The following is a 26,141-nucleotide window of genomic DNA, read 5'->3' on the forward strand; positions in this document are numbered from 1 at the left end:
ACACCTTTAAACAAGACAATCAAAATAGCCCGTTGCGTAATGCGTGTTCCAGGCTAATCCCGGGAAACCAATTAATATCTTCAGAAATACGGTTATTACTTGCCGACCAGTCGGCGTGGGTTAATTCACGAATTTTCGAGCGGGTCAGCATAGGTTCTTTACCTGCCAGGCGACTCAACGCGGTACTGACATCTGCAAGGCAGGTGAGCAACGGCAGAGGAATGCCGACCATCCGTACAGCTCCATGACGGGCGGCGGCGGCCAGTTGTTGCACGCGCTGCCAGTCATAGCCACCGGCGACACCATCACATAATTCATACGTTTGCGTCTGTACGGAATCGGTGCTTAACCACTGACCTACGGCTTGCGCGAAATCGGTGACGTGCAGGAAAGAGAGCTGTGTATCTGGTGCGCCCAGCCGTGGCAGCAGGCCACGCAGCATCCAGTCAAACAGTGGTTTTAACTCTTTATCGCCGGGGCCATAGACTGCTGTTGGGCGAAAAATGCCCAGCGTAATTTCGTCCGCCATTGCTGCCAGTCGTTGTTCGGCGAGGTGTTTGGATTTCGCGTACCAGGAGAGTTCGGGATGGCGCGCCGCCAGCGAAGAGATAAAAAGAAAACGTTGGCAAAAGCCGCTCTCTTTTGCCGCCTGCATCAGGCGCAGACTGCCGTCAACGTTACAGCGAGTAAAGATATCCTCTTTGTGTCCGCGTACTTGCCCGGCGCAATGGACCACAGCACCGGTACCAGCAACCAACTCGCTAAGTGAATGCGTATCTTCCAGCGAACCGCGCACCCAGGTAACGTTATCGTTATGGTGAGCACGGGAAGTACGCGTCAATGCGCGGACGTGAAAGCCGCGGGCGAGCAGATTATCGATAATATATTTACCGATAAACCCGGTAGCGCCCGTCACCGCGACAGTTTGATTCATGCGAGAGATTCCTGCACATGGAAACTGGCGGCAACGGCTTTCTGATAACGTTTTTTGGCTTCTGCGCGGGCGGGCTTGCCGGAAGATGTGCGAGGAATGCTGTGGGGCGGTAACAGGTCGATAGCCGCGGTTACGCCAAATTCGCTTTGTATCCGCGCCGCCAGCGAGTGGATAAGCTGCGTGCGGCGCTCTGCGTCGCTGATCCGACACTGGATCTGCAAAATGATTTTTTCCTGGGCGGTAACAAACGCAATGGCATCGCCAGAGTGAATTTCTGGCTCCTGTTCCGCAATGTATTCGATATCCTGCGGCCAGATATTACGCCCACGAATAATAATCAGGTCTTTAATGCGCCCGGTGACATACAGATAACCGTCCAGCAGATAGCCGAGATCGCCGGTATCTAACCAGCCCGTCGCGGTAATTTCGTCTTGTGAAGCCTGATCGCCAAAGTAACCGCTCATCAGGCTGGGGCCGGAGATGCAAATATGGCCCACCACACGTTCCGCTACTGGTATACCTGCTTCATTACGGATTTCAATGCCATGTTCCGGCAACGCCTTACCACAGTTGACGAAAGTTGATACGGCACGTGTTTCAACACCTGGCGTCACGGCTTTACCCTGATATTCAAGGATGTCGCGATCCACTTCGTTAACCACAACCCCCGAGGCTTCATCGGAGAAGCTGACGGCCAGCGCGTTCTCTGCCAGTCCGTAGCAGGGCATAAAGGTTTTATCGTCAAAGTTAACCTGACGGAAACATTCAGCGAACTGATGGAGCTGTTCTGCTGAGATGGGTTCTGCACCAATACCAGCGACGCGCCAGCAGGAAAGGTCCAGTTCAGCGAGATCTTTTTCATTCACGCGGCGCTGGCACAATTCATAGCCAAACGGCGGCGCAACGGAAACGGTGCCATGATTTTTACTGATCAATTTAAGCCATTGGAGCGGGCGCATGGCGAAATCCTGGGTACGTAAATAATCCACCGAAAGCTGCGTGGCGACAGGTGTCAGGAGAAAACCGACCAGCCCCATATCATGGTAGAAAGGCAGCCAGGAGACGCAGCGGTCGCCAGGGCGTAATTTAATGCCATCGTGGCTTATGGCGCGTAGATTAGCCATCACTTCGCGGTGAGTGATGATAACGCCACGGGGAAAACGGGTGCTGCCGGAGGTGTACTGGAGGTAGGCGATATCGTCTGGAACTGGACGCTGGAGTGCAACATCGGCTTCTGGTAATGCCTTAAACCAGGCGTGGCTTAAAACATGTAATTTGAGGTTGTCATGCGTCGCGGCATTGACCAGCGGCAACCATTCATCGCCAGTGATTATCGCGGCTGGTTGGCAGCTTGCCAGTAAACCTTGCAGTTTGGTGCTCCAGGAATCACGCTGACCGACGCCCATTGGAATCGCCAATGGTACGGCAACTAATCCAGCATACTGGCAGGCAAAAAATGCCTCGACAAATCCGCTACTGGTTTCGGCAATCAGCGCCACGCGATCGCCTTTTTTCAGGTTCAGCGATAGCAGCCGCTTTGCTCCTGTTTCGGCGCGCACTTTTAGTGTCTGATATTCCAATTTTTCTTCAAGTTGGCAACGCCTGTCATAAAAACTCATTCCGGCGCTTCCCAGCGCGGCATAGTCCAAAGCATCAACAAGCGTTGGAAAATCGGCATAGCGCATAGGCAGGGAATGCGTAAAAATTTTATTGGACATATACACCACGAAAAAATTGGATATCAAAAATAAAGTGACAATAATGCGGTGGATTATATATGCATAAAAGATAAATGAGATAGTATTTTCATTGGTGTGATATTGAACATTGATTAAAATAATACTTTAAATCTTAACTCTGTTTATTGTGAATAATATTTAATTTATGAATATATTAAGATAATGCCCTGGCGGGTCGCATTAAGTCCACAATAGTCATGTTGATCGGCTAACGGTAGCTCTGGTTTATCGTAATTATTCATAAATATTATTTTATTTTTCCTTGCATTCACCGAATGGATTTTTAAGGTGCCGTCCGTTGCTGTTTATTTTCAGCATTAATTATTTGTTATCCACTAAGATATGGAATGCGATCTGCTGATGATTAAAATTGAAAAAGTAATAAATAAAAACGACTTAAAAGCATTTATCGCTTTTCCGTCGTCACTTTATCCCGATGATCCGAACTGGATCCCTCCTTTATTCATTGAACGCAGCGAGCATCTGTCAGCGAAAAATCCGGGGACGGACCATATCATCTGGCAGGCATGGGTGGCGAAAAAAGAAGGGCAGGTAGTAGGGCGCATTACCGCGCAAATCGATACCTTACACCGCGAGCGTTACGGCGAAGATACTGGTCATTTCGGCATGATTGACGCCATTGATGACTCGCAGGTTTTTGCCGCGTTGTTTGGCGCAGCGGAAGCGTGGTTGAAGTCACAAGGTGCAAGCAAGATCAGCGGACCTTTTAGCCTGAATATCAATCAGGAAAGTGGATTACTGATTGAAGGTTTCGATACACCGCCCTGTGCGATGATGCCGCACGGTAAACCGTGGTATGCCGCGCATATTGAACAACTGGGTTATCACAAAGGTATTGATTTACTGGCGTGGTGGATGCAGCGAACCGATCTCACTTTCTCTCCGGCGCTAAAAAAACTGATGGATCAGGTGCGCAAAAAGGTGACCATTCGCTGTATTAATCGTCAGCGGTTTGCCGAAGAGATGCAGATCCTGCGTGAGATTTTCAACTCCGGCTGGCAGCACAACTGGGGATTTGTGCCGTTTACCGAACATGAATTTGCGACCATGGGCGATCAACTTAAGTATCTGGTGCCGGACGATATGATCTACATCGCCGAGATTGATTCTGCACCCTGCGCGTTTATTGTCGGCTTACCGAACATCAACGAGGCGATTGCCGATCTGAACGGATCGCTCTTTCCCTTCGGCTGGGCAAAATTGCTGTGGCGCTTGAAAGTCAGCGGTGTGCGGACCGCGCGAGTGCCGCTAATGGGGGTTCGCGACGAGTATCAGTTCAGCCGCATCGGCCCGGTGATTGCTCTGTTATTGATTGAAGCCTTACATGATCCGTTTGCTCGCCGGAAGATCGATGCGCTGGAAATGTCATGGATCCTCGAAACCAATACAGGCATGAATAACATGCTGGAACGCATTGGGGCGGAGCCGTACAAGCGTTACCGCTTGTATGAAAAGCAGATTTAACTCCAGCTAACTCTGGTTCATTTCCAGCGGCACCGCCGAACGAATCAAATGGTGGCCTTCCAGTTCGATATCGTGGAGATTCTTTTTCACGGTCATCACATGATCGCGGGCGGCGCGCTGGGCGACATGCGGGAGTCGCTGCAACACCGCGTTATAGATCCGCGCATGCTGGCGATCGATCTGCTTTTTTTGCTGTGGTCGATGGTAGAGATTATTCACGCTGGCAAACACCGAATTAAACATTAGATCGGTCAATGATTGCAGCGTAAACACCAGCACCTGATTGTGGGAAGCCTGACAAATGGCGAGATGGAAAGCATGATCCAGCTGTGCATGTTCGATCAGCGAAAGCTCTTTGTTGTGCTCACTGGCGGCGAGCATTTTTTCATAACAGCGGGTTATCAAAACAAAATCAGCCTGGGTTCCCAGCGTAGCCGCCAACCTTGCCGATTCGCCTTCCAGCAATGCGCGAACATCAAGCAGATCGTACAGCGTTCGCGGCTGCGTGCTGAACAGATGAATTAGCGGGCTGGTGTCCTGCACCCGATTAAGCCGCGCGACCCGAGAATCGCGACCCTGCGCTGTTTCAATAATCCCGCGCCCGCGCAGCACGGTCAGTCCTTCACGCAGTGCGGAACGCGAGAAGCCGAGCTTTTCACACAGTCGACGTTCTGAAGGAAGCGGCTGCCCGACCTTCAGCACGCCGTCGATAATTAACCGTTCGATACTTTCAGCAACTACTTCGCAAATAGGGCGACGTTCATCTTTCATTCCCGGACCTCGTGCACAGGTAGGACCAATTTTTCTGTTCTTAACTCGCAAAACACGCACATCACGTAAGTGATTATGTTACATCAATTTAACATTAAGTTAACCAATGCGAAGTCACAGAGCTGGAAAAAAAATGGTCTGACCGGTAGCTAAAGAGATAGACGAAAACGAAAAGCCCGCTTAATAACTGTTCACAGAAGCAGCGCGCAAAAATCAGCTGCCACACAACACAACAAAGCGAACCCTACTCATGAGCATCTTGTACGAAGAGCGTCTTGATGGCGCTTTACCCGATGTCGACCGCACATCGGTACTGATGGCACTGCGTGAGCATGTCCCTGGACTGGAGATCCTGCATACCGATGAGGAGATCACTCCTTACGAGTGTGACGGGTTGAGCGCGTATCGCACGCGTCCATTACTGGTTGTTCTGCCTAAGCAGATGGAACAGGTGACGGCGATTCTGGCTGTTTGCCACCGCCTGCGTGTGCCGGTGGTGACCCGTGGCGCGGGCACCGGGCTTTCTGGCGGCGCGCTGCCGCTGGAAAAAGGTGTGTTGTTGGTGATGGCGCGCTTTAAAGAGATCCTCGACATTAACCCCGTCGGGCGCCGTGCGCGCGTGCAGCCGGGCGTGCGTAACCTGGCGATCTCCCAGGCCGTTGCGCCGCATAATCTCTATTATGCACCGGACCCTTCCTCGCAAATCGCCTGTTCGATTGGCGGCAATGTGGCGGAAAACGCGGGGGGCGTCCACTGCCTGAAATATGGTCTGACCGTACATAACCTGCTGAAAATTGAAGTGCAAACGCTGGAAGGCGAGGCGTTGACGCTGGGATCGGACGCGCTGGATTCGCCTGGTTTTGACCTGCTGGCGCTGTTCACCGGATCGGAAGGTATGCTCGGCGTGACCACCGAAGTGACGGTAAAACTGCTGCCGAAGCCGCCCGTGGCGCGTGTGTTGTTAGCCAGCTTTGACTCGGTAGAAAAAGCCGGACTTGCGGTTGGTGACATCATCGCCAATGGCATTATCCCCGGCGGGCTGGAGATGATGGATAACCTGTCGATCCGCGCGGCGGAAGATTTTATTCATGCCGGTTATCCCGTCGACGCCGAAGCGATTTTGTTATGCGAGCTGGACGGCGTGGAGTCTGATGTACAGGAAGACTGCGAGCGGGTTAACGACATCTTACTGAAAGCGGGCGCGACTGACGTCCGTCTGGCACAGGACGAAGCAGAGCGCGTACGTTTCTGGGCTGGCCGCAAGAACGCCTTTCCGGCGGTGGGGCGCATCTCTCCCGATTACTACTGCATGGACGGCACCATCCCACGCCGCGCGCTGCCTGGCGTACTGGAAGGCATTGCCCGTTTATCGCAGCAATATGATTTACGTGTTGCCAACGTCTTTCATGCCGGAGACGGCAACATGCACCCGTTAATCCTTTTCGATGCCAACGAACCCGGTGAATTTGCCCGTGCGGAAGAGCTGGGCGGGAAGATCCTCGAACTCTGCGTTGAAGTTGGCGGCAGCATCAGTGGGGAACATGGCATCGGGCGCGAAAAAATCAATCAAATGTGCGCCCAGTTCAACAGCGATGAAATCACGACCTTCCATGCAGTCAAGGCGGCGTTTGATCCCGATGGTTTGCTGAACCCAGGGAAAAACATTCCCACGCTACACCGCTGTGCTGAATTTGGTGCCATGCACGTGCATCACGGTCATTTACCTTTCCCCGAACTGGAGCGTTTCTGATGCTACGCGAGTGTGATTACAGCCAGGCGCTGCTGGAACAGGTGAATCAGGCGATTAGTAATAAAACGCCGCTGGTGATTCAGGGCAGCAATAGCAAAGCCTTTTTAGGCCGCCCTGTCACCGGGCAAACGCTGGATGTGCGTTGTCATCGCGGCATTGTTAATTACGACCCGACCGAGCTGGTGATAACCGCGCGTGCCGGAACGCCGCTGGTGGCGATTGAAGCGGCGCTGGAGAGCGCCGGGCAAATGCTCCCCTGCGAGCCGCCGCATTATGGTGAAGAAGCCACCTGGGGCGGGATGGTCGCCTGCGGGCTGGCGGGGCCGCGTCGCCCGTGGAGCGGTTCGGTCCGCGATTTTGTCCTCGGCACGCGCATCATTACCGGCACAGGAAAACATCTGCGTTTTGGTGGCGAAGTGATGAAAAACGTTGCCGGATACGATCTCTCGCGATTAATGGCCGGAAGCTACGGTTGTCTTGGCGTGCTCACTGAAATCTCAATGAAAGTGTTACCGCGACCGCGCGCCACCTTGAGCCTGCGTCGGGAAATCAGCCTGCAAGAAGCCATGGACGAAATCGCCCAGTGGCAACTTCAGCCGCTACCCATTAGTGGCTTATGTTACTTCGACAACGCGTTGTGGATCCGTCTTGAAGGCGGTGAAGGATCGGTAAAAGCAGCGCGTGAACTGCTGGGTGGCGAAGAGGTTGTGGGTCAGTTCTGGCAGCAATTGCGTGAACAACAACTGCCGTTCTTCTCGTTACCAGGTACCTTATGGCGCATTTCATTACCCAGCGATGCGCCGATGATGGATTTACCCGGCGAACAACTGATCGACTGGGGCGGGGCGTTACGCTGGCTGAAATCGACAGCCGATGACAATCAAATCCATCGCATCGCCCGCAACGCTGGCGGTCATGCGACCCGTTTTAGCACCGGAGATGGTGGCTTTGCCCCGTTACCGGCTCCTTTATTCCGCTATCACCAGCAGCTTAAACAGCAGCTCGATCCTTGCGGCGTGTTTAACCCCGGTCGCATGTACGCGGAACTTTGAGGAGCAGGCTATGCAAACCCGGTTAACCGAAGAGATGCGGCAGAACGCGCGGGCGCAGGAAGCCGACAGCATCCTGCGCGCCTGTGTTCACTGCGGATTTTGTACCGCAACCTGCCCAACCTATCAGCTATTGGGCGATGAACTGGACGGGCCGCGCGGGCGCATCTATCTGATTAAACAGGTACTGGAAGGCAACGAAGTCACGCTTAAAACACAGGAGCATCTCGATCGCTGTCTCACTTGCCGCAATTGTGAAACCACCTGTCCTTCTGGTGTGTGCTATCACAATTTGCTGGATATCGGGCGTGATATTGTCGAGCAGAAAGTGAAACGCCCACTGCCGGAGCGAATGCTGCGCGAAGGATTGCGCCAGGTAGTGCCGCGTCCGGCGGTCTTTCGCGCATTGACGCAGGTAGGGCTGGTGCTGCGACCGTTTTTGCCAGAACAGATAAGAGCAAAATTGCCCGCCGAAATGGTGAAAGCTAAACCGCGTCCACCGCTGCGCCATAAGCGTCGGGTTTTAATGCTGGAAGGTTGCGCCCAGCCTACGCTTTCGCCCAACACCAACGCGGCAACTGCGCGAGTGCTGGATCGTCTGGGGATCAGCGTCACGCCAGCTAATGAAGCAGGCTGTTGTGGCGCGGTGGACTATCATCTTAATGCGCAAGAGAAAGGGCTAGCGCGGGCGCGAAATAATATTGATGCCTGGTGGCCCGCGATTGAAGCAGGTGCCGAGGCAATTTTGCAGACTGCCAGCGGCTGCGGTGCGTTTGTCAAAGAGTACGGGCAGATGCTGAAAAACGATGCGCTGTATGCCGATAAAGCGCGTCAGGTCAGTGAGCTGGCGGTCGATTTAGTCGAACTTTTGCGCGAGGAACCGCTGGAAAAACTGGCAATTCGCGGCGATAAAAAACTGGCCTTCCACTGCCCGTGTACCCTGCAACATGCGCAAAAGCTCAATGGCGAAGTGGAAAAAGTGTTACTTCGCCTGGGATTTACCTTAACCGACGTTCCCGACAGCCATCTGTGCTGCGGGTCGGCGGGAACGTATGCATTAACGCATCCCGATCTGGCGCGCCAGCTGCGGGATAACAAAATGAATGCGCTGGAAAGCGGCAAACCGGAAATGATCGTCACCGCCAACATTGGTTGCCAGACGCATCTGGCGAGCGCCGGTCGAACCTCTGTGCGTCACTGGATTGAAATTGTAGAACAAGCCCTTGAAAAGGAATAACAAAATGAAAACTAAAGTCATTCTTAGCCAGCAAATGGCGAGTGCAATTATTGCCGCAGGTCAGGAAGAGGCGCAGAAAAATAACTGGTCTGTTTCCATTGCTGTTGCCGATGACGGCGGTCATCTGCTGGCGTTAAGTCGCATGGACGATTGCGCGCCGATTGCGGCTTACATCTCCCAGGAGAAAGCGCGTACCGCCGCGCTGGGGCGTCGTGAAACTAAGGGCTATGAAGAGATGGTGAACAACGGACGTACCGCGTTCGTGACTGCGCCGTTACTGACGTCGCTGGAAGGCGGCGTACCGGTTGTTGTTGATGGGCAAATTATTGGTGCCGTGGGCGTTTCTGGTTTAACCGGAGCACAGGATGCGCAGGTCGCGAAAGCGGCAGCAGCGGTGTTGGCGAAATAAGCGAAAACGAGGAGATAAACAATGAGTCAAACCATAACCCAGGGCCGTTTACGCATTGACGCCAATTTTAAACGTTTTGTGGATGAAGAAGTTTTACCGGGAACAGGGCTGGACGCTGCGGCGTTCTGGCGCAATTTTGATGAGATCGTTCACGATCTGGCGCCAGAAAATCGTCAGCTACTGGCAGAACGCGATCGCATTCAGGCGACGCTGGACGAATGGCATCGCAGCAATCCGGGTCCGGTAAAAGACAAAGCGGCCTATAAATCTTTCCTGCGGGAACTGGGCTATCTCGTGCCGCAGCCTGACCACGTTACGGTGGAAACCACGGGCATCGACAGTGAAATCACCAGTCAGGCGGGGCCACAACTGGTGGTTCCGGCGATGAACGCCCGCTACGCGCTGAACGCGGCAAACGCTCGCTGGGGCTCACTGTACGATGCGTTATACGGCAGCGACATCATCCCACAGGAAGGGGCGATGGTCAGCGGCTACGATCCGCAGCGCGGTGAGCAGGTTATCGCCTGGGTTCGGCGTTTCCTTGATGAATCTCTACCGCTGGAAAACGGCAGCTATCAGGATGTGGTGGCGTTTAAGGTGGTCGACAAACAATTACGCATCCAGTTGAAAAATGGTAAAGAAACCACGTTACGTACTCCGGCACAGTTTGTCGGTTACCGTGGCAATGCCGCTGCGCCGACCTGCATTTTGCTGAAAAATAACGGCCTGCATATTGAGCTGCAAATCGATGCCAACGGGCGGATTGGCAAAGACGATCCGGCGCACATCAACGATGTTATCGTCGAAGCGGCCATCAGTACCATTCTCGACTGTGAAGATTCGGTCGCGGCGGTTGATGCGGAAGATAAAATCCTGCTGTACCGCAACTTGCTGGGCCTGATGCAGGGGACTCTGCAAGAGAAAATGGAGAAAAACGGTCGGCAAATCGTGCGTAAACTGAATGACGATCGTCAGTACACCGCCGCCGATGGCTCTGAAATTTCTCTGCACGGGCGCTCGCTGCTGTTTATCCGTAACGTAGGTCATTTGATGACCATTCCCGTAATTTGGGACAGCGAAGGCAATGAAATTCCGGAAGGTATTCTTGATGGCGTCATGACTGGCGCGATTGCCCTCTATGATTTAAAAGTGCAGAAAAACTCGCGCACTGGCAGCGTCTATATTGTGAAGCCGAAAATGCACGGTCCGCAGGAAGTGGCGTTCGCCAACAAACTGTTTACCCGCGTTGAGGCAATGCTCGGTATGGCACCGAATACCCTGAAAATGGGCATTATGGATGAAGAACGCCGGACCTCGCTGAACTTGCGTAGCTGTATCGCTCAGGCGCGCAACCGCGTGGCGTTCATCAATACCGGTTTCCTCGACCGTACTGGCGATGAGATGCATTCGGTGATGGAAGCTGGCCCGATGCTGCGTAAAAACCAGATGAAATCGACGCCGTGGATCAAAGCCTACGAGCGCAATAACGTGCTTTCCGGTCTGTTCTGCGGGCTGCGCGGTAAAGCGCAAATCGGCAAAGGCATGTGGGCAATGCCGGACCTGATGGCAGACATGTACAGCCAGAAGGGCGACCAGTTACGTGCCGGGGCAAACACGGCCTGGGTTCCGTCGCCAACTGCCGCTACGCTCCATGCGCTGCACTACCACCAAACCAACGTGCAGAGCGTGCAAGCCAACATTGCCCAGACCGAGTTCAATGCTGAATTTGAACCGCTGCTGGACGATCTGCTGACTATTCCGGTTGCTGAAAATGCTAACTGGTCGGCGCAAGAGATCCAACAAGAGCTGGATAACAACGTGCAGGGGATTCTGGGCTACGTGGTGCGCTGGGTGGAGCAGGGGATTGGCTGTTCAAAAGTGCCGGATATTCACAATGTGGCGCTGATGGAAGACCGTGCAACGCTGCGCATCTCCAGCCAGCATATTGCCAACTGGTTACGCCACGGCATCCTGACCAAAGAGCAGGTGCAGGCGTCGCTAGAGAACATGGCGAAGGTGGTTGATCAGCAAAACGCTGGCGATCCGGCTTATCGTCCGATGGCGGGGAATTTCGCTAACTCGTGTGCTTTTAAAGCTGCCAGCGATTTGATCTTCCTCGGCGTGAAACAGCCAAACGGTTATACCGAACCGTTATTACACGCCTGGCGTTTACGCGAAAAAGAAAATCATTAATAGCGTCAAAAAAAGCCCCGGCAAGATTTATTGTCGGGGCTATTATAGTAACTGCGGTAGTACATTTATCCCGGAAATAACCGGAGCGATTATCAGGGGTTAACAATATTAAATACCCGTAGCGCATCACTAGCGGGATTAAAACAACAATATGGACATCTTAACGATACTCTGCACCTGCGTGTGCGGAACAGAACCCCTTACCCGATATACTTGTTATGCCAGAGGTAGCAATTGCGTTAGCAGCGTACTGTTGCTGTAAAGTATAACGCCTATATTTTACAGTTCAGTCCTCTTTTGCTTATTACAACCTTAATCATATCAAGCATATAAAGATAATAAGAGACTGAACAATATGGTTACCTGGACTCAAATGTATATGCCGATGGGAGGACTGGGGCTATCCGCTCTGGTTGCCCTGATCCCAATAATATTCTTCTTCGTTGCACTTGCGGTATTACGTCTGAAAGGACATGTCGCCGGAGCAATAACCCTTATATTATCTATCCTGATTGCGATATTCGCCTTTAAAATGCCGATTGATATGGCATTTGCTGCTGCGGGCTATGGCTTTATTTATGGATTATGGCCTATTGCCTGGATTATTGTCGCGGCGGTATTCCTGTATAAATTAACCGTTGCCAGCGGCCAGTTCGATATTATCCGCAGCTCGGTTATCTCCATCACCGACGATCAGCGTTTGCAGGTGTTACTGATTGGTTTCTCCTTTGGCGCGTTGCTGGAAGGGGCGGCTGGCTTTGGTGCTCCGGTGGCGATTACCGGTGCGCTGCTGGTGGGCTTGGGCTTCAAACCGCTATACGCGGCGGGGCTGTGTCTGATTGCCAACACTGCGCCGGTGGCGTTTGGTGCGTTGGGTGTGCCAATTCTGGTCGCCGGTCAGGTAACGGGAATCGATCCGTTCGACATTGGCGCAATGGCGGGACGTCAGTTACCGTTCCTGTCGGTTCTTGTACCGTTCTGGCTGGTAGCAATGATGGACGGCTGGAAAGGGGTGAAAGAGACGTGGCCAGCGGCGCTGGTTGCAGGGGGAAGCTTCGCTGTCACTCAGTTCTTTACCTCTAACTATATTGGTCCGGAACTGCCGGATATTACTTCGGCGCTAGTGAGTATCGTCTCACTCTCTTTATTCCTTAAAGTCTGGCGACCGAAAAATACCGAAACGGCAATCAGCATGGGGCAATCCGCTGGTGCGATGGTGGTAAATAAACCGTCTTCTGGCGGTCCCGTGCCTTCAGAATATAGTCTGGGGCAAATCATTCGTGCGTGGTCACCGTTTTTAATCTTAACGGTACTGGTCACCATCTGGACCATGAAACCGTTTAAAGCGTTATTTGCTCCGGGCGGCGCGTTTTATTCGCTGGTGATTAATTTCCAGATCCCTCATTTGCATCAACAAGTCTTGAAAGCGGCCCCCATTGTCGCCCAGCCGACGCCAATGGACGCGGTGTTTAAATTCGACCCGCTCTCTGCTGGCGGCACCGCTATTTTCATTGCAGCGATTATCTCTATCTTCATCCTCGGCGTGGGGATCAAGAAAGGTATTAGTGTCTTTGCCGAAACGCTAATTAGCCTGAAGTGGCCGATACTGTCGATTGGCATGGTGCTGGCATTTGCCTTCGTGACCAACTATTCCGGTATGTCTACCACGCTGGCGCTGGTACTGGCGGGTACTGGTGTGATGTTCCCGTTCTTTTCGCCATTCCTCGGCTGGCTGGGGGTATTCCTTACCGGCTCGGACACTTCCTCTAACGCCCTGTTTGGTTCACTGCAATCAACCACGGCGCAGCAAATCAACGTCTCTGACACTCTGCTGGTGGCAGCAAATACCAGCGGCGGCGTAACTGGCAAGATGATCTCCCCACAATCTATCGCCGTGGCCTGCGCCGCGACGGGCATGGTGGGCCGAGAATCTGAACTGTTCCGCTACACCGTGAAGCACAGTCTGATTTTTGCCAGCGTTATCGGCATTATCACGCTGTTGCAGGCGTATGTGTTTACCGGGATGTTAGTTTCGTAAGTCAATAATGCCGGATGATCGTCAATATCATCCGGCTTCTTTCTATTCTCGTTTCATTATCCTGGCTAAATAATTGCAAAATCATTTCGTGGTTTATTATCCATGTATAAATAATATTTTATGTTCAGATAACTCGCTAAATAATTAAGGGGTTGAGAATATCTATTTTTTTGTCACGCAAAACAAGTCTGTATTAATTGTGTTCGCTTGATGAGCAAACACCGTGCTATCTGTTGCTTTTGCAATCGCAATCGTTAAAACTATCAACAACTTGGGATAGTTACATTGTGAATAATTGTTACTTTTTTGTTTGTTGAATCATTTTATAAATACCCCGTCTGACATCGAATAGGGGATATTCTTATAAATTTCACCTGTTTCGTTATCAATAATGCAGTTTTTTTAAGAATGGAGGAAGTTATTAGAGAAGCTAAAACATAAAACTATTTCCCCAGTTACGAATTTTTTAACTATATTTTGTCACTTGCGTTATTAATGAATAAGAAATTTAAATATAAAAAATCGCTTTTAGCGGCTATTTTAAGCGCAACCTTATTAACCGGTTGTGACGGCGGCGGTTCAGGTTCTTCCTCCGATACTCCGCCTGTAGATTCTGGAACTGGGTCTTTGCCGGAAGTGAAACCCGATCCAACGCCAACCCCGGAGCCGATGCCGGACCCGGAACCTACGCCGGATCCGACACCTGATCCAGAGCCAACACCAGAACCGGAGCCAGAACCTGTTCCTACGAAAACCGGTTATCTGACCCTGGGCGGAAGCCAGCGGGTAATCGGTGCTACCTGTAATGGTGAATCCAGCGACGGCTTTACTTTTACACCTGGCGAGAACGTTACTTGCGTGGCAGGTAACACGACAATTGCCACCTTCAACACTCAGTCAGAAGCTGCGCGTAGCCTGCGTGCGGTTGAAAAAGTGTCGTTTAGCCTTGAGGATGCGCAAGAACTGGCGGGGTCTGATGACAAGAAAAGCAATGCCCTCTCGCTGGTAACCTCCATGAACAGTTGTCCGGCTAATACAGAACAGGTTTGTCTGACGTTCTCCTCGGTGATCGAGAGTAAACGCTTCGACTCGCTGTATAAGCAAATCGATCTGGCACCGGAAGAGTTCAAAAAGCTGGTCAATGAAGAGGTGGAAAACAATGCTGCGACTGATAAAGCGCCATCCACTCATACTTCACCGGTCGTGCCAGTCACCACACCGGGAACAAAACCGGATCTGAACGCTTCCTTCGTGTCGGCTAACGCGGAACAGTTTTATCAGTATCAACCTACGGAAATCATTCTCTCCGAAGGCCGACTGGTAGATAGCATGGGCAATGGTGTGGTTGGCGTAAATTACTACACCAGCTCAGGCCGTGGCGTAACTGGCGAAAACGGCAAATTCAACTTCAGCTGGGGCGAAACCATCTCCTTTGGTATCGACACCTTTGAACTGGGCTCAGTACGCGGCAATAAGTCGACCATTGCGTTGACTGAGCTGGGCGACGAAGTTCGCGGCGCGAATATTGATCAGCTTATTCATCGTTACTCCCAGGCCGGAAAAAATGATGAGCGTGAAGTGCCGGACGTAGTGCGTAAGGTCTTTGCCGAGTATCCCAACGTGATCAACGAGATTATTAATCTCTCGTTATCCAATGGCGAGGCGTTGAGCGAAGGCGATCAAACCTTTGAGCGGACAAACGAATTTCTTGAGCAGTTTGAATCCGGGCAGGCTAAAGAGATTGATACGGCGATTTGTGACTCCCTTGGGGGCTGCAACTCTCAGCGTTGGTTCTCGTTGACAGCACGCAATGTTAACGAAGGTCAGATTCAGGGCGTAATCAACAAGCTGTGGGGTGTGGATAAAGATTACAAATCTGTGACGAAATTCCACGTCTTCCATGACTCTACCAACTTCTATGGCAGCACCGGTAATGCGCGCGGTCAGGCAGTGGTGAATATCTCCAACGCGGCCTTCCCGATTCTGATGGCGCGTAATGATAAAAACTACTGGCTGGCCTTCGGCGAAAAACGCGCCTGGGATAAAAACGAGCTGGCGTACATTACTGAAGCGCCTTCTCTTGTGGTACCTGAAAACGTTACGCGCGATACCGCGACCTTCAACCTGCCATTTATCTCGCTGGGGCAAGTCGGCAAAGGTAAGCTGATGGTTATCGGTAACCCGCACTACAACAGCATTCTGCGTTGTCCGAATGGTTATAGCTGGGAAGGCGGTGTTGATAAAAGCGGTCAGTGTATGCGTAACAGTGATTCAAATGACATGAAGCACTTTATGCAGAACGTGTTGCGCTATCTGTCCGACGATAAATGGACGCCGGACGCGAAAGCCAGCATGACCGTAGGCACCAACCTGGATACCGTCTATTTCAAACGTCATGGTCAGGTTACAGGAAACAGTGCTGAGTTCGGCTTCCATCCGGATTTCGCGGGTATCTCCGTTGAGCATTTAAGTAGCTATGGCGATCTCGATCCGCAGAAAATGCCGCTGCTGATCCTTAACGGCTTTGAGTATGTGACTCAGGTGGGGGGCGATCCCTATGCAGTGCCTCTGCGTGCAGATACCAGCAAACCGAAGCTGACCCAGCAGGATGTGACCGATCTGATCGCCTATCTGAACAAAGGCGGTTCGGTGCTGATCATGGAAAACGTGATGAGCAATCTTAAGGAAGAGAGCGCGTCTGGCTTTGTGCGTCTACTGGATGCCGCGGGTCTGTCAATGGCACTGAACAAGTCGGTGGTGAATAACGATCCGCAGGGTTATCCGGATCGCGTTCGTCAGCAGCGCGAAAAAGGTATCTGGGTATATGAACGTTATCCGTTTGTCGATGGAAAACCGCCGTATACCATTGATGAAACAACGAAAGAAGTTATCTGGAAATACCAGCAAGACAACAAGCCTGATGACAAGCCGAAACTGGAAGTGGCCAGCTGGCTGGAAGATGTCGATGGCAAACAGGTCAAACGCTATGCCTTTATCGATGAGGCGGAGCATGAAACAAACGAATCTCTGGAGGCGGCCAAGGCAAAAATCATTAAGGCATTTCCTGGATTAGAGGTGTGTAAGGATCCTGACTACCACTACGAGGTCAACTGTCTGGAATACCGTCCTGGCACAAACGTTCCGGTTACTGGTGGCATGTATGTTCCGCGCTATACGCAACTGAATCTCAGCGCCGACACTGCGAAAGCGATGGTGCAGGCGGCGGATTTAGGCACCAACATTCAGCGTCTGTATCAGCATGAGCTCTACTTCCGGACCAATGGTCGCAAAGGTGAGCGTCTGAGCAGCGTCGATCTGGAACGTCTGTACCAGAACATGTCGGTCTGGCTGTGGAATGAAATTGAATACAGCTATGACAGCAGCAAGGATGACGAGCTGGGCTTTAAAACGTTCACCGAGTTCCTGAACTGCTACGCCAACGATGCTTACACCAAAGGTACGCTGTGCTCCGCAGAGCTGAAACAATCGCTGATCGATAACAAGATGATCTACGGTGAAGGCAGCAAAGCGGGCATGATGAACCCGAGCTATCCGCTCAACTATATGGAAAAACCGCTGACACGCCTGATGCTGGGTCGTTCCTGGTGGGATCTGAACATCAAAGTTGATGTCGAGAAGTATCCGGGAGCGGTATCGGCAGCGGGGCAGGAGGTTACTGAAAGCATCAGCCTGTACTCGAGTCCGACCAAATGGTTTGCGGGTAACATGCAGTCTACAGGCCTGTGGGCTCCGGCTCAGCAGGAAGTCAGCATTAAGTCCAATGCGAACGTTCCTGTGACTGTCACCGTGGCGCTGGCCGACGACCTGACCGGACGTGAGAAGCATGAAGTTGCTCTGAACCGTCCGCCAAAAGTGACGAAAACCTATGATCTGGATGCTCAAGGCACGGTGACCTTCAAGGTGCCTTACGGTGGTCTGATTTATATCAAGGGCAACAGCTCAAAGAATGAGTCAGCCAACTTCACCTTTACCGGTGTGGTAAAAGCGCCGTTCTATAAAGACGGCGAATGGAAAAACGATCTGAACTCCCCTGCGCCGCTGGGCGAACTGGAGTCTGCGTCGTTCGTCTATACCACGCCGAAGAAGAACCTGAATGCCAGCAATTACACGGGCGGCCTGAAACAATTCGCTAAAGATCTGGATACCTTTGCCAGCTCGATGAATGACTTCTACGGTCGCAATGAAACGAGCGGCAACCACCGGATGTTTACCTATGAAGCATTGACGGGTCATAAACATCGTTTCACCAACGATGTGCAGATCTCCATCGGTGATGCGCACTCTGGTTATCCGGTAATGAACAGCAGCTTCTCGACGAACAGCACCACGCTGCCGACGACGCCGCTGAACGACTGGCTGATCTGGCACGAAGTAGGGCACAACGCTGCAGAAACGCCGCTGACTGTTCCTGGCGCAACTGAAGTGGCGAACAACGTGTTGGCGCTGTACATGCAGGATCGCTATCTCGGCAAGATGAACCGTGTCGCTGACGATATTACCGTCGCGCCGGAATATCTGGACGAGAGCAACGGTCAGTCATGGGCGCGCGGCGGTGCGGGTGACCGTCTGCTGATGTACGCACAGTTGAAGGAATGGGCAGAGAAAAACTTTGATATCAAGAAATGGTATCCAGAGGGTACTCCTCTGCCAGAGTTCTACAGCGATCGTGAAGGGATGAAAGGCTGGAACCTGTTCCAGTTGATGCATCGTAAAGCACGCGGCGATGATGTTGGTGACAAGACCTTTGGTGGCAAGAATTACTGTGCTGAATCCAATGGTAACGCTGCCGACACGCTGATGCTGTGTGCCTCCTGGGTCGCTCAGACGGATCTTTCGGAGTTCTTTAAGAAATGGAATCCGGGTGCGAATGCTTACCAGTTGCCGGGAGCGAGCGAGATGAACTTCGAGGGCGGTGTGAGCCAGTCGGCTTACAAGACGCTGGCGTCGCTTGATCTGCCGAAACCGCAGCAAGGGCCGGAAACCATTAACAAGGTTACCGAGCATAAGATGTCTGCCGAGTAAGCCTGTATGCCGGATAAGGCGCTCGCGCCGCATCCGGCATGAAATAAGGCGCATTGGGTTAACACATTTGTCCGATGCGCAAGCTTATCGGGCCTACAGAGAGGGAAAGCCGCGATTATTTGCGTTAGCAGACACCCGTAGGCCGGATAAGGCGCTCGCGCCGCATCCGGCATGAAATAAGGCGCATCGGGTTAACACATATGCCCGATGCGCCAGCTTATCGGGCCTACAGACGGGGAAAGCCGCGATTATTTGCGTTGGCAGATACCTGTAGGCCGGATAAGGCGTTCACGCCGCATCCGGCATGAAATAAGGCGCACCGGGCCTGGAGGGAAAGCCGCGATTATTTGCGTTTGCAGTCACCCGTAGGCTGGATAAGGCGTTCACGCCGCATCCGGCAAGTTACAACAAATAACCTTTAACCATGCTTTTTGATGTGTTTCAGCAATACCCCGCGGCGATGCCCGTCCTGGCAACCGTCGGAGGATTAATCATCGGCAGTTTTTTGAATGTGGTGATTTGGCGTTACCCTATCATGCTGCGCCAACAAATGGCGGAGTTTCACGGTGAAATGCCGAGTGCGCAGTCAAAAATAAGCCTTGCGCTGCCGCGTTCGCACTGTCCGCATTGCCAGCAGACCATCCGGATACGTGACAACATTCCGCTGCTCTCCTGGCTGATGCTCAAAGGGCGCTGCCGCGACTGTCAGGCGAAAATCAGCAAGCGTTATCCGCTGGTCGAGTTATTGACGGCACTCGCTTTTTTGCTTGCGAGTCAGGTGTGGCCGGAAAGTGGATGGGGGCTGGCGGTGATGATATTATCCGCCTGGCTGATTGCCGCGAGTGTCATCGACCTCGATAACCAATGGCTCCCCGATGTTTTTACTCAGGGCGTATTGTGGACAGGACTGATTGCGGCATGGGCGCAGCAGAGTCCGTTAACGCTACAAGACGCAGTCACCGGCGTACTGGTGGGGTTTATCTCTTTTTACTCCCTGCGCTGGATAGCCGGAATAGTTCTGCGTAAAGAAGCATTAGGCATGGGCGATGTATTACTCTTCGCCGCTTTAGGTGGCTGGGTGGGGGCGTTGTCGCTGCCCAATGTTGCTTTAATCGCATCATGCTGCGGCCTGATATATGCCGTTATTACAAAGAAAGGATCAACGACGCTGCCTTTTGGACCGTGTTTAAGTCTGGGCGGTATAGCAACACTTTATCTACAGGCATTGCTTTAATGATAACAACGTCATTATCGAAGTGACATTTTTACTCTTATTAATAACCTTAGAGATTATTAACCATGTCGATAAAAAAGATGCCAGGGAGGGTATTAATATCGCTATTGTTGAGCGTTACAGGATTATTAAGTGGCTGCGCCAGCCATAATGAAAACGCCAGTTTACTGGCGAAAAAACAGGCGCAAAATATCAGTCAAAACCTGCCAATTAAATCTGCGGGATATACCTTAGTGCTGGCGCAAAGTAGTGGCACGACGGTAAAAATGACCATTATCAGCGAAGCGGGTACACAAACCACGCAGACGCCTGACGCCTTTTTAACCAGCTATCAACGACAAATGTGCGCTGACCCGACGGTGAAATTAATGATCACTGAGGGAATTAATTACAGCATAACGATTAATGATACACGTACAGGTAACCAGTATCAGCGGAAACTGGATCGTACCACCTGTGGAATAGTCAAAGCATAACGTCGGGTATATAAATTGGCGCGGGTTGTTTTTCGTGACGCACGAATTTATCTCATTCAATGGCTGACAAAAATTCGTCACACTCTTAGCCAGAGACAATCTTTTCATACAGACAAAGAGCATCTGCGCAAAATTGCACGCGGGATGTTCTGGCTGATGCTGCTTATTATTTCTGCAAAAATGGCGCATTCACTCTGGCGCTATATCTCCTTTTCTGCGGAATATACGGCGGTTTCTCCATCGGCGAATAAATCGACCCGTGCGGGTGCAAAACTATTCGATAAAAAAGATGTGCAATTAATCAGCCAGCAAAACTGGTTTGGCAAATATCAGCCCGTCGCCGCGCCGGTAAAACAACCCGAACCTGCGCCTGTGGCAGAAACGCGTCTTAACGTGGTGCTGCGCGGGATCGCCTTTGGTGCCAGACCCGGCGCGGTTATTGAAGAAGGCGGCAAACAGCAGGTCTATTTACAGGGGGAACGGCTTGGCTCTCACAACGCGGTGATTGAGGAAATCAACCGCGACCATGTGATGCTGCGCTATCAGGGAAAAATAGAGCGCCTGAGTCTGGCTGAAGAGGAGCGTTCCACCGTAGCCGTGACCAACAAAAAAGCCGCCAGTGACGAAGCAAAGCAAGCTGTTGCTGAGCCTGCTGTCAGTGCGCCCGTTGAGATCCCGGCTGCCGTGCGTCAGGCGCTGGCGAAAGATCCGCAGAAAATTTTTAACTATATCCAGCTTACGCCTGTGCGTAAGGAGGGGATTGTCGGTTATGCAGTGAAGCCGGGGGCAGATCGTTCTCTGTTCGATGCCAGCGGTTTCAAGGAAGGCGATATCGCCATTGCGCTAAATCAGCAGGATTTCACTGATCCACGAGCAATGATTGCTCTGATGCGGCAGTTACCTTCAATGGATTCCATTCAACTTACGGTTTTACGCAAGGGTGCGCGCTACGACATTTCCATCGCGCTGCGCTAACCGCATTTAATCCAGGAGAATCATTCATCGTGTTTTGGCGTGATATTACGTTGTCGGTCTGGCGTAAGAAGACAACTGGCCTCAAAACAAAAAAGCGTTTACTGCCGCTGGTGTTGGCAGCGGCATTATGTAGTTCACCGGTCTGGGCGGAAGAAGCCACTTTCACCGCTAATTTTAAAGATACCGACCTGAAATCGTTCATCGAAACCGTCGGCGCTAACCTTAATAAGACCATCATTATGGGGCCGGGCGTACAGGGGAAAGTGAGTATTCGCACCATGACCCCGCTCAATGAACGCCAGTATTACCAGCTATTCCTTAACCTGCTGGAAGCGCAGGGGTATGCCGTTGTGCCGATGGAAAACGACGTGCTGAAGGTGGTGAAATCCAGCGCCGCAAAAGTTGAGCCGCTGCCGCTGGTCGGTGAAGGCAACGACAACTACGCGGGCGATGAAATGGTCACCAAAGTAGTGCCGGTACGTAATGTGTCGGTACGCGAGCTGGCGCCGATTCTGCGCCAGATGATTGACAGTGCGGGGTCCGGCAACGTCGTCAATTACGATCCCTCCAACGTGATTATGCTTACCGGACGCGCTTCAGTCGTGGAGCGCCTGACGGAAGTGATCCAGCGCGTGGATCACGCAGGAAACCGCACCGAAGAGGTGATCCCGCTGGATAACGCCTCGGCTTCGGAAATCGCCCGTGTGCTGGAAAGCCTGACTAAAAATAGCGGCGAGAACCAGCCTGCAACGCTGAAATCACAGATTGTCGCTGATGAACGCACCAACAGCGTGATTGTCAGTGGTGACCCCGCCACGCGAGACAAAATGCGCCGCCTGATCCGTCGCCTGGACTCAGAAATGGAGCGCAGCGGCAACAGCCAGGTGTTCTATCTCAAATACAGCAAAGCCGAAGATTTGGTCGATGTGCTGAAGCAGGTCAGCGGCACGCTCACGGCGGCTAAAGAAGAGGCGGAAGGCACGGTCGGTAGCGGGCGTGAGGTTGTCTCCATCGCCGCCAGCAAACACAGTAATGCCCTGATTGTTACTGCGCCGCAGGACATCATGCAGTCGCTGCAAAGCGTGATTGAACAACTGGATATTCGCCGTGCTCAGGTGCATGTCGAGGCGTTGATCGTGGAAGTTGCCGAAGGCAGCAATATCAACTTCGGCGTGCAGTGGGCGTCGAAAGATGCCGGATTAATGCAGTTTGCTAACGGTACGCAGATCCCTATCGGTACGCTGGGGGCGGCGATTTCTCAGGCGAAACCGCAGAAAGGCTCCACGGTGATCAGCGAAAACGGTGCCACCACCATTAACCCGGATACCAACGGCGATCTCTCCACGCTCGCCCAGCTTCTTTCTGGCTTTAGCGGTACGGCGGTTGGCGTGGTGAAAGGCGACTGGATGGCGCTGGTACAGGCGGTCAAAAACGACTCCAGCTCGAACGTCCTCTCCACTCCGAGTATCACCACACTGGACAACCAGGAAGCCTTCTTCATGGTGGGCCAGGATGTTCCGGTATTAACCGGATCTACCGTTGGTTCCAATAACAGCAATCCTTTCAACACGGTAGAGAGGAAAAAAGTCGGCATCATGCTGAAAGTTACGCCGCAGATTAACGAAGGAAACGCGGTACAGATGGTGATTGAGCAGGAAGTCTCGAAGGTGGAAGGACAGACCAGCCTCGACGTCGTGTTTGGCGAGCGCAAACTGAAAACCACCGTGCTGGCTAACGATGGTGAGCTGATCGTGCTTGGCGGTCTGATGGATGACCAGGCGGGAGAAAGCGTGGCGAAAGTGCCGCTGCTGGGCGATATCCCATTGATTGGTAACCTGTTTAAATCGACGGCGGATAAAAAAGAAAAACGTAACCTGATGGTGTTTATCCGCCCGACCATTCTGCGTGACGGTATGGCGGCAGACGGTGTATCGCAGCGCAAATATAACTATATGCGTGCCGAACAGATCTATCGTGATGAGCAAGGCTTAAGCCTGATGCCGCACACTGCGCAGCCGGTACTGCCAGCGCAAAACCAGGCATTGCCGCCGGAAGTACGCGCGTTCCTCAATGCCGGGAGAACGCGTTAATGGTGCCTGAAGCACAGGAAACCACCGCTAACACCGTGCGTCTGCCCTACAGTTTCAGCCGTCGGTTTAGCCTAGTGGCATGGTGCGAAGCGTCGCTGGAGATCCTCCATGTTCATCCGTTGTCGCTCTCTGTGTTGCAGGAGCTGCAACGGGGGCTGAACGCGCCCTTTACGCTGCGGCAAATCGACGAGGCCGAATTTGAACAGCGGCTGAATGCGGTCTGGCAGCGGGACTCTTCCGAGGCCCGCCAGCTGATGGAAGATCTCGGTTCCGCCGAAGACTTCTTTACCCTCGCTGAAGAACTGCCAGAAACGGAAGATCTGCTGGAAAGTGACGACGATGCGCCGATCATCAAACTGATCAACGCCATGCTGGCAGAGGCGATTAAAGAAGGCGCTTCGGATATTCACATCGAGACATTTGAAAAGAGTCTGGTGATCCGTTTTCGTGTTGACGGCACATTACATGAAATGCTGCGCCCGGGGCGCAAACTGGCCTCGCTGCTGGTATCGCGTATCAAGGTGATGGCGCGGCTGGATATCGCCGAAAAGCGCGTACCGCAGGATGGACGCATTGCGCTGCTGCTGGGCGGTCGGGCGATTGACGTGCGTGTCTCCACTATGCCCTCTGCCTGGGGCGAGCGCGTGGTGCTGCGACTGCTGGACAAAAACCAGGCCCGCCTGACGCTGGAGCGTCTGGGTTTAAGTCAGCAACTGACAGTGCAGTTGCGCCAGCTGTTACACAAACCGCACGGCATCTTTCTGGTGACGGGGCCGACGGGTTCTGGCAAAAGCACCACGCTGTATGCCGGATTGCAGGAGCTGAACAACCATTCGCGCAACATTCTGACAGTTGAAGACCCCATCGAATACATGATTGAAGGGATCGGTCAGACGCAGGTCAACACCCGCGTCGGCATGACCTTCGCTCGTGGGCTGCGCGCGATTTTGCGTCAGGACCCGGATGTGGTGATGGTCGGTGAAATCCGCGATACCGAAACCGCAGAAATCGCCGTTCAGGCGTCATTGACCGGACACCTGGTACTTTCCACGCTGCATACCAACACGGCGGTGGGGGCGATCACGCGTTTGCAGGATATGGGCGTTGAGCCTTTCCTGCTCTCTTCCAGTTTGACGGGCGTGATGGCGCAGCGACTGGTTCGCACGTTGTGCACCGACTGCCGCCAGGCCCTGCCTGCCACTGACGAAGAAAAACGCCTGCTGGGGATTACCGACGCCCGTACCGTCACTCTGTACCATCCGCAGGGCTGCCCCGCCTGTAATCACAAAGGTTTTCGCGGACGTACCGCCATCCATGAGCTGATCGTGGTGGACGCCACATTGCGTGATTTGATCCACCGTCAGGCCGGGGAACTGGAGTTGGAACGTTATGTCCGGCAACACTCTGCGGGCATCCGCAGCAACGGCATTGAGAAAGTGCTCGCCGGAGAAACCTCACTCGATGAAGTGCTGCGGGTCACGATGGAGGCGTAATGGCACTGTTTTACTATCAGGCGCTGGAGCGTAATGGTCGCAAAACCAAAGGCATGATTGAGGCGGATTCCGCGCGTCATGCCCGTCAGTTGTTGCGCGCTAAAGAGCTTTTCCCCGTGCACATTGAAGCACGGATGAATGCTTCGACAGGGGGAATGTTGCAGCGTCGGCGACATGCACATCGACGCGTGGCGGCGGCAGATCTGGCGCTGTTCACGCGCCAACTGGCAACGCTGGTGCAGGCAGCAATGCCGCTGGAAACCTGCTTACAGGCGGTCAGTGAGCAAAGTGAAAAACTGCATGTAAAAAGCCTCGGAATGGCGCTGCGCAGCCGGATTCAGGAAGGTTATACCCTGTCGGACAGCCTGCGCGAACATCCTCGCGTCTTTGATTCTCTGTTTTGTTCGATGGTAGCTGCCGGAGAAAAATCCGGGCATCTCGATGTGGTGCTCAATCTCCTGGCAGATTACACCGAACAACGCCAGCGCCTGAAATCACGCCTGCTGCAGGCTATGCTCTATCCGTTGGTACTGCTGGTGGTGGCAACGGGCGTGGTCACTATTTTGCTGACGGCGGTGGTGCCGAAAATTATCGAACAGTTTGATCATCTCGGACACGCGCTGCCCGCCTCCACCCGCGCGCTTATCGCCATGAGTGACGCGTTACAGGCCAGCGGTGTTTACTGGCTGGCTGGTCTGCTGGGGCTTCTGGTGTTGGGGCAACGGCTACTCAAAAATCCTGCTATGCGCCTGCGCTGGGACAAAACCGTGCTGCGCCTGCCCGTGACGGGGCGTGTTGCGCGCGGGCTGAATACGGCGCGGTTTTCCCGCACATTAAGCATCCTCACCGCTAGCAGTGTTCCGCTACTGGAAGGCATTCAGACCGCTGCCGCTGTGTCGGCAAATCGCTATGTCGAGCAACAACTGCTGCTGGCGGCAGATCGCGTCCGCGAAGGAAGCAGTCTGCGCGCTGCGCTGGCGGAGTTGCGCCTGTTCCCGCCGATGATGCTGTACATGATCGCCTCCGGCGAACAGAGCGGCGAGCTGGAAACCATGCTTGAACAGGCCACAGTTAACCAGGAGCGGGAATTTGATACCCAGGTGGGGCTGGCGTTGGGGCTGTTTGAGCCTGCGCTGGTGGTGATGATGGCGGGCGTGGTGCTGTTTATCGTCATCGCCATCCTCGAGCCGATGCTGCAACTGAACAATATGGTTGGAATGTAATT

The 26,141-nt window shown here is 52.9% G+C and carries 17 protein-coding genes; 14 read left to right on the forward strand and 3 right to left on the reverse strand.

The window, feature by feature from the left end:
* Positions 1-19: 19 nt before the first annotated feature.
* Positions 20-934, reverse strand: a complete 915-nt coding sequence (locus tag D9741_RS01525; protein WP_130218118.1) for an NAD-dependent epimerase/dehydratase family protein — start codon at positions 932-934, stop codon at positions 20-22.
* On the reverse strand, positions 931-2,652 hold the full coding sequence (locus D9741_RS01530; RefSeq protein ID WP_240725537.1) for a fatty acyl-AMP ligase: 1,722 nt from the start codon (positions 2,650-2,652) through the stop codon (positions 931-933). Before D9741_RS01530 ends, D9741_RS01525 begins: the two co-directional genes overlap by 4 nt.
* Before the next feature lie 363 nt (positions 2,653-3,015).
* Here D9741_RS01530 and yghO point away from each other — a divergent pair, with 363 nt between their 5' ends.
* Entirely contained in the window at positions 3,016-4,158 is a 1,143-nt protein-coding gene (gene yghO / locus D9741_RS01535) for a protein YghO (RefSeq protein ID WP_205712857.1), read from the forward strand.
* Positions 4,159-4,164: 6 nt separating this feature from the next.
* Here the strand turns inward: yghO and glcC are convergent, their stop codons facing one another.
* Complete coding sequence (glcC, locus tag D9741_RS01540; protein WP_130208005.1) at positions 4,165-4,929, reverse strand: transcriptional regulator GlcC; 765 nt, start codon at positions 4,927-4,929, stop codon at positions 4,165-4,167.
* Positions 4,930-5,179: 250 nt separating this feature from the next.
* Between glcC and glcD the strand changes: the two genes are divergently transcribed.
* The 13 genes from glcD to gspF all read left to right on the forward strand — a co-directional run bounded on the left by glcD (position 5,180) and on the right by gspF (position 26,139).
* Entirely contained in the window at positions 5,180-6,679 is a 1,500-nt protein-coding gene (gene glcD / locus D9741_RS01545; RefSeq protein ID WP_130218114.1) for a glycolate oxidase subunit GlcD, read from the forward strand.
* Entirely contained in the window at positions 6,679-7,731 is a 1,053-nt protein-coding gene (gene glcE / locus D9741_RS01550; protein ID WP_130218112.1) for a glycolate oxidase subunit GlcE, read from the forward strand. Before glcD ends, glcE begins: the two co-directional genes overlap by 1 nt.
* Before the next feature lie 10 nt (positions 7,732-7,741).
* A complete protein-coding gene (gene glcF, locus D9741_RS01555) occupies positions 7,742-8,965 on the forward strand; it encodes a glycolate oxidase subunit GlcF (RefSeq protein WP_130218110.1) in 1,224 nt (407 codons plus the stop codon).
* Positions 8,966-8,969: 4 nt separating this feature from the next.
* On the forward strand, positions 8,970-9,374 hold the full coding sequence (locus D9741_RS01560) for a GlcG family protein (protein ID WP_000853256.1): 405 nt from the start codon (positions 8,970-8,972) through the stop codon (positions 9,372-9,374).
* Between the two features lie 21 nt (positions 9,375-9,395).
* Positions 9,396-11,567, forward strand: a complete 2,172-nt coding sequence (gene glcB, locus D9741_RS01565; RefSeq protein ID WP_130218107.1) for a malate synthase G — start codon at positions 9,396-9,398, stop codon at positions 11,565-11,567.
* Between the two features lie 355 nt (positions 11,568-11,922).
* Positions 11,923-13,605, forward strand: coding sequence for a glycolate permease GlcA (gene glcA / locus D9741_RS01570; RefSeq protein WP_130218105.1), 1,683 nt, complete (start codon positions 11,923-11,925; stop codon positions 13,603-13,605).
* 495 nt (positions 13,606-14,100) lie between these two features.
* Positions 14,101-18,648 (forward strand): lipoprotein metalloprotease SslE, encoded by a 4,548-nt coding sequence (gene sslE, locus D9741_RS01575; protein WP_130218103.1) that lies wholly within the window; start codon positions 14,101-14,103, stop codon positions 18,646-18,648.
* 424 nt (positions 18,649-19,072) lie between these two features.
* Positions 19,073-19,882: a prepilin peptidase PppA gene (gene pppA / locus D9741_RS01590; RefSeq protein WP_130218101.1), complete on the forward strand. Its 810-nt coding sequence runs from the start codon at positions 19,073-19,075 to the stop codon at positions 19,880-19,882.
* 65 nt (positions 19,883-19,947) lie between these two features.
* Positions 19,948-20,358, forward strand: a complete 411-nt coding sequence (gene gspS2 / locus D9741_RS01595; protein ID WP_001504708.1) for a type II secretion system pilot lipoprotein GspS-beta — start codon at positions 19,948-19,950, stop codon at positions 20,356-20,358.
* A 15-nt stretch (positions 20,359-20,373) separates the two neighbouring features.
* Positions 20,374-21,333, forward strand: coding sequence for a type II secretion system protein GspC (gspC, locus tag D9741_RS01600; protein ID WP_130218099.1), 960 nt, complete (start codon positions 20,374-20,376; stop codon positions 21,331-21,333).
* 29 nt (positions 21,334-21,362) lie between these two features.
* Positions 21,363-23,423, forward strand: coding sequence for a type II secretion system secretin GspD (gspD, locus tag D9741_RS01605; RefSeq protein WP_130218097.1), 2,061 nt, complete (start codon positions 21,363-21,365; stop codon positions 23,421-23,423).
* The gene (gene gspE, locus D9741_RS01610; RefSeq protein WP_130218095.1) at positions 23,423-24,916 is read left to right on the forward strand and encodes a type II secretion system ATPase GspE; all 1,494 of its coding nucleotides are present in this window, start codon (positions 23,423-23,425) and stop codon (positions 24,914-24,916) included. Before gspD ends, gspE begins: the two co-directional genes overlap by 1 nt.
* Positions 24,916-26,139 carry a type II secretion system inner membrane protein GspF gene (gene gspF / locus D9741_RS01615; RefSeq protein WP_130218093.1) on the forward strand — a complete coding sequence of 408 codons (1,224 nt, stop codon included), beginning with the start codon at positions 24,916-24,918 and terminating at the stop codon, positions 26,137-26,139. Before gspE ends, gspF begins: the two co-directional genes overlap by 1 nt.
* Positions 26,140-26,141: the final 2 nt, after the last annotated feature.

The organism is Escherichia sp. E14V7 (assembly GCF_004212225.1).
Taxonomy (GTDB): domain Bacteria; phylum Pseudomonadota; class Gammaproteobacteria; order Enterobacterales; family Enterobacteriaceae; genus Escherichia.

Coding starts and splice junctions, on each gene's coding strand:
- D9741_RS01525 (WP_130218118.1), bottom strand. CDS start 934: ATGAATCAAACTGTCGCGGTGACGGGCGCTACCGGGTTTATCGGTAAA.
- sslE (WP_130218103.1), top strand. CDS start 14,101: ATGAATAAGAAATTTAAATATAAAAAATCGCTTTTAGCGGCTATTTTA.
- glcB (WP_130218107.1), top strand. CDS start 9,396: ATGAGTCAAACCATAACCCAGGGCCGTTTACGCATTGACGCCAATTTT.
- glcD (WP_130218114.1), top strand. CDS start 5,180: ATGAGCATCTTGTACGAAGAGCGTCTTGATGGCGCTTTACCCGATGTC.
- gspE (WP_130218095.1), top strand. CDS start 23,423: ATGGTGCCTGAAGCACAGGAAACCACCGCTAACACCGTGCGTCTGCCC.
- glcF (WP_130218110.1), top strand. CDS start 7,742: ATGCAAACCCGGTTAACCGAAGAGATGCGGCAGAACGCGCGGGCGCAG.
- gspS2 (WP_001504708.1), top strand. CDS start 19,948: ATGTCGATAAAAAAGATGCCAGGGAGGGTATTAATATCGCTATTGTTG.
- glcE (WP_130218112.1), top strand. CDS start 6,679: ATGCTACGCGAGTGTGATTACAGCCAGGCGCTGCTGGAACAGGTGAAT.
- D9741_RS01560 (WP_000853256.1), top strand. CDS start 8,970: ATGAAAACTAAAGTCATTCTTAGCCAGCAAATGGCGAGTGCAATTATT.
- gspF (WP_130218093.1), top strand. CDS start 24,916: ATGGCACTGTTTTACTATCAGGCGCTGGAGCGTAATGGTCGCAAAACC.
- glcA (WP_130218105.1), top strand. CDS start 11,923: ATGGTTACCTGGACTCAAATGTATATGCCGATGGGAGGACTGGGGCTA.
- D9741_RS01530 (WP_240725537.1), bottom strand. CDS start 2,652: ATGTCCAATAAAATTTTTACGCATTCCCTGCCTATGCGCTATGCCGAT.
- glcC (WP_130208005.1), bottom strand. CDS start 4,929: ATGAAAGATGAACGTCGCCCTATTTGCGAAGTAGTTGCTGAAAGTATC.
- pppA (WP_130218101.1), top strand. CDS start 19,073: ATGCTTTTTGATGTGTTTCAGCAATACCCCGCGGCGATGCCCGTCCTG.
- yghO (WP_205712857.1), top strand. CDS start 3,016: ATGGAATGCGATCTGCTGATGATTAAAATTGAAAAAGTAATAAATAAA.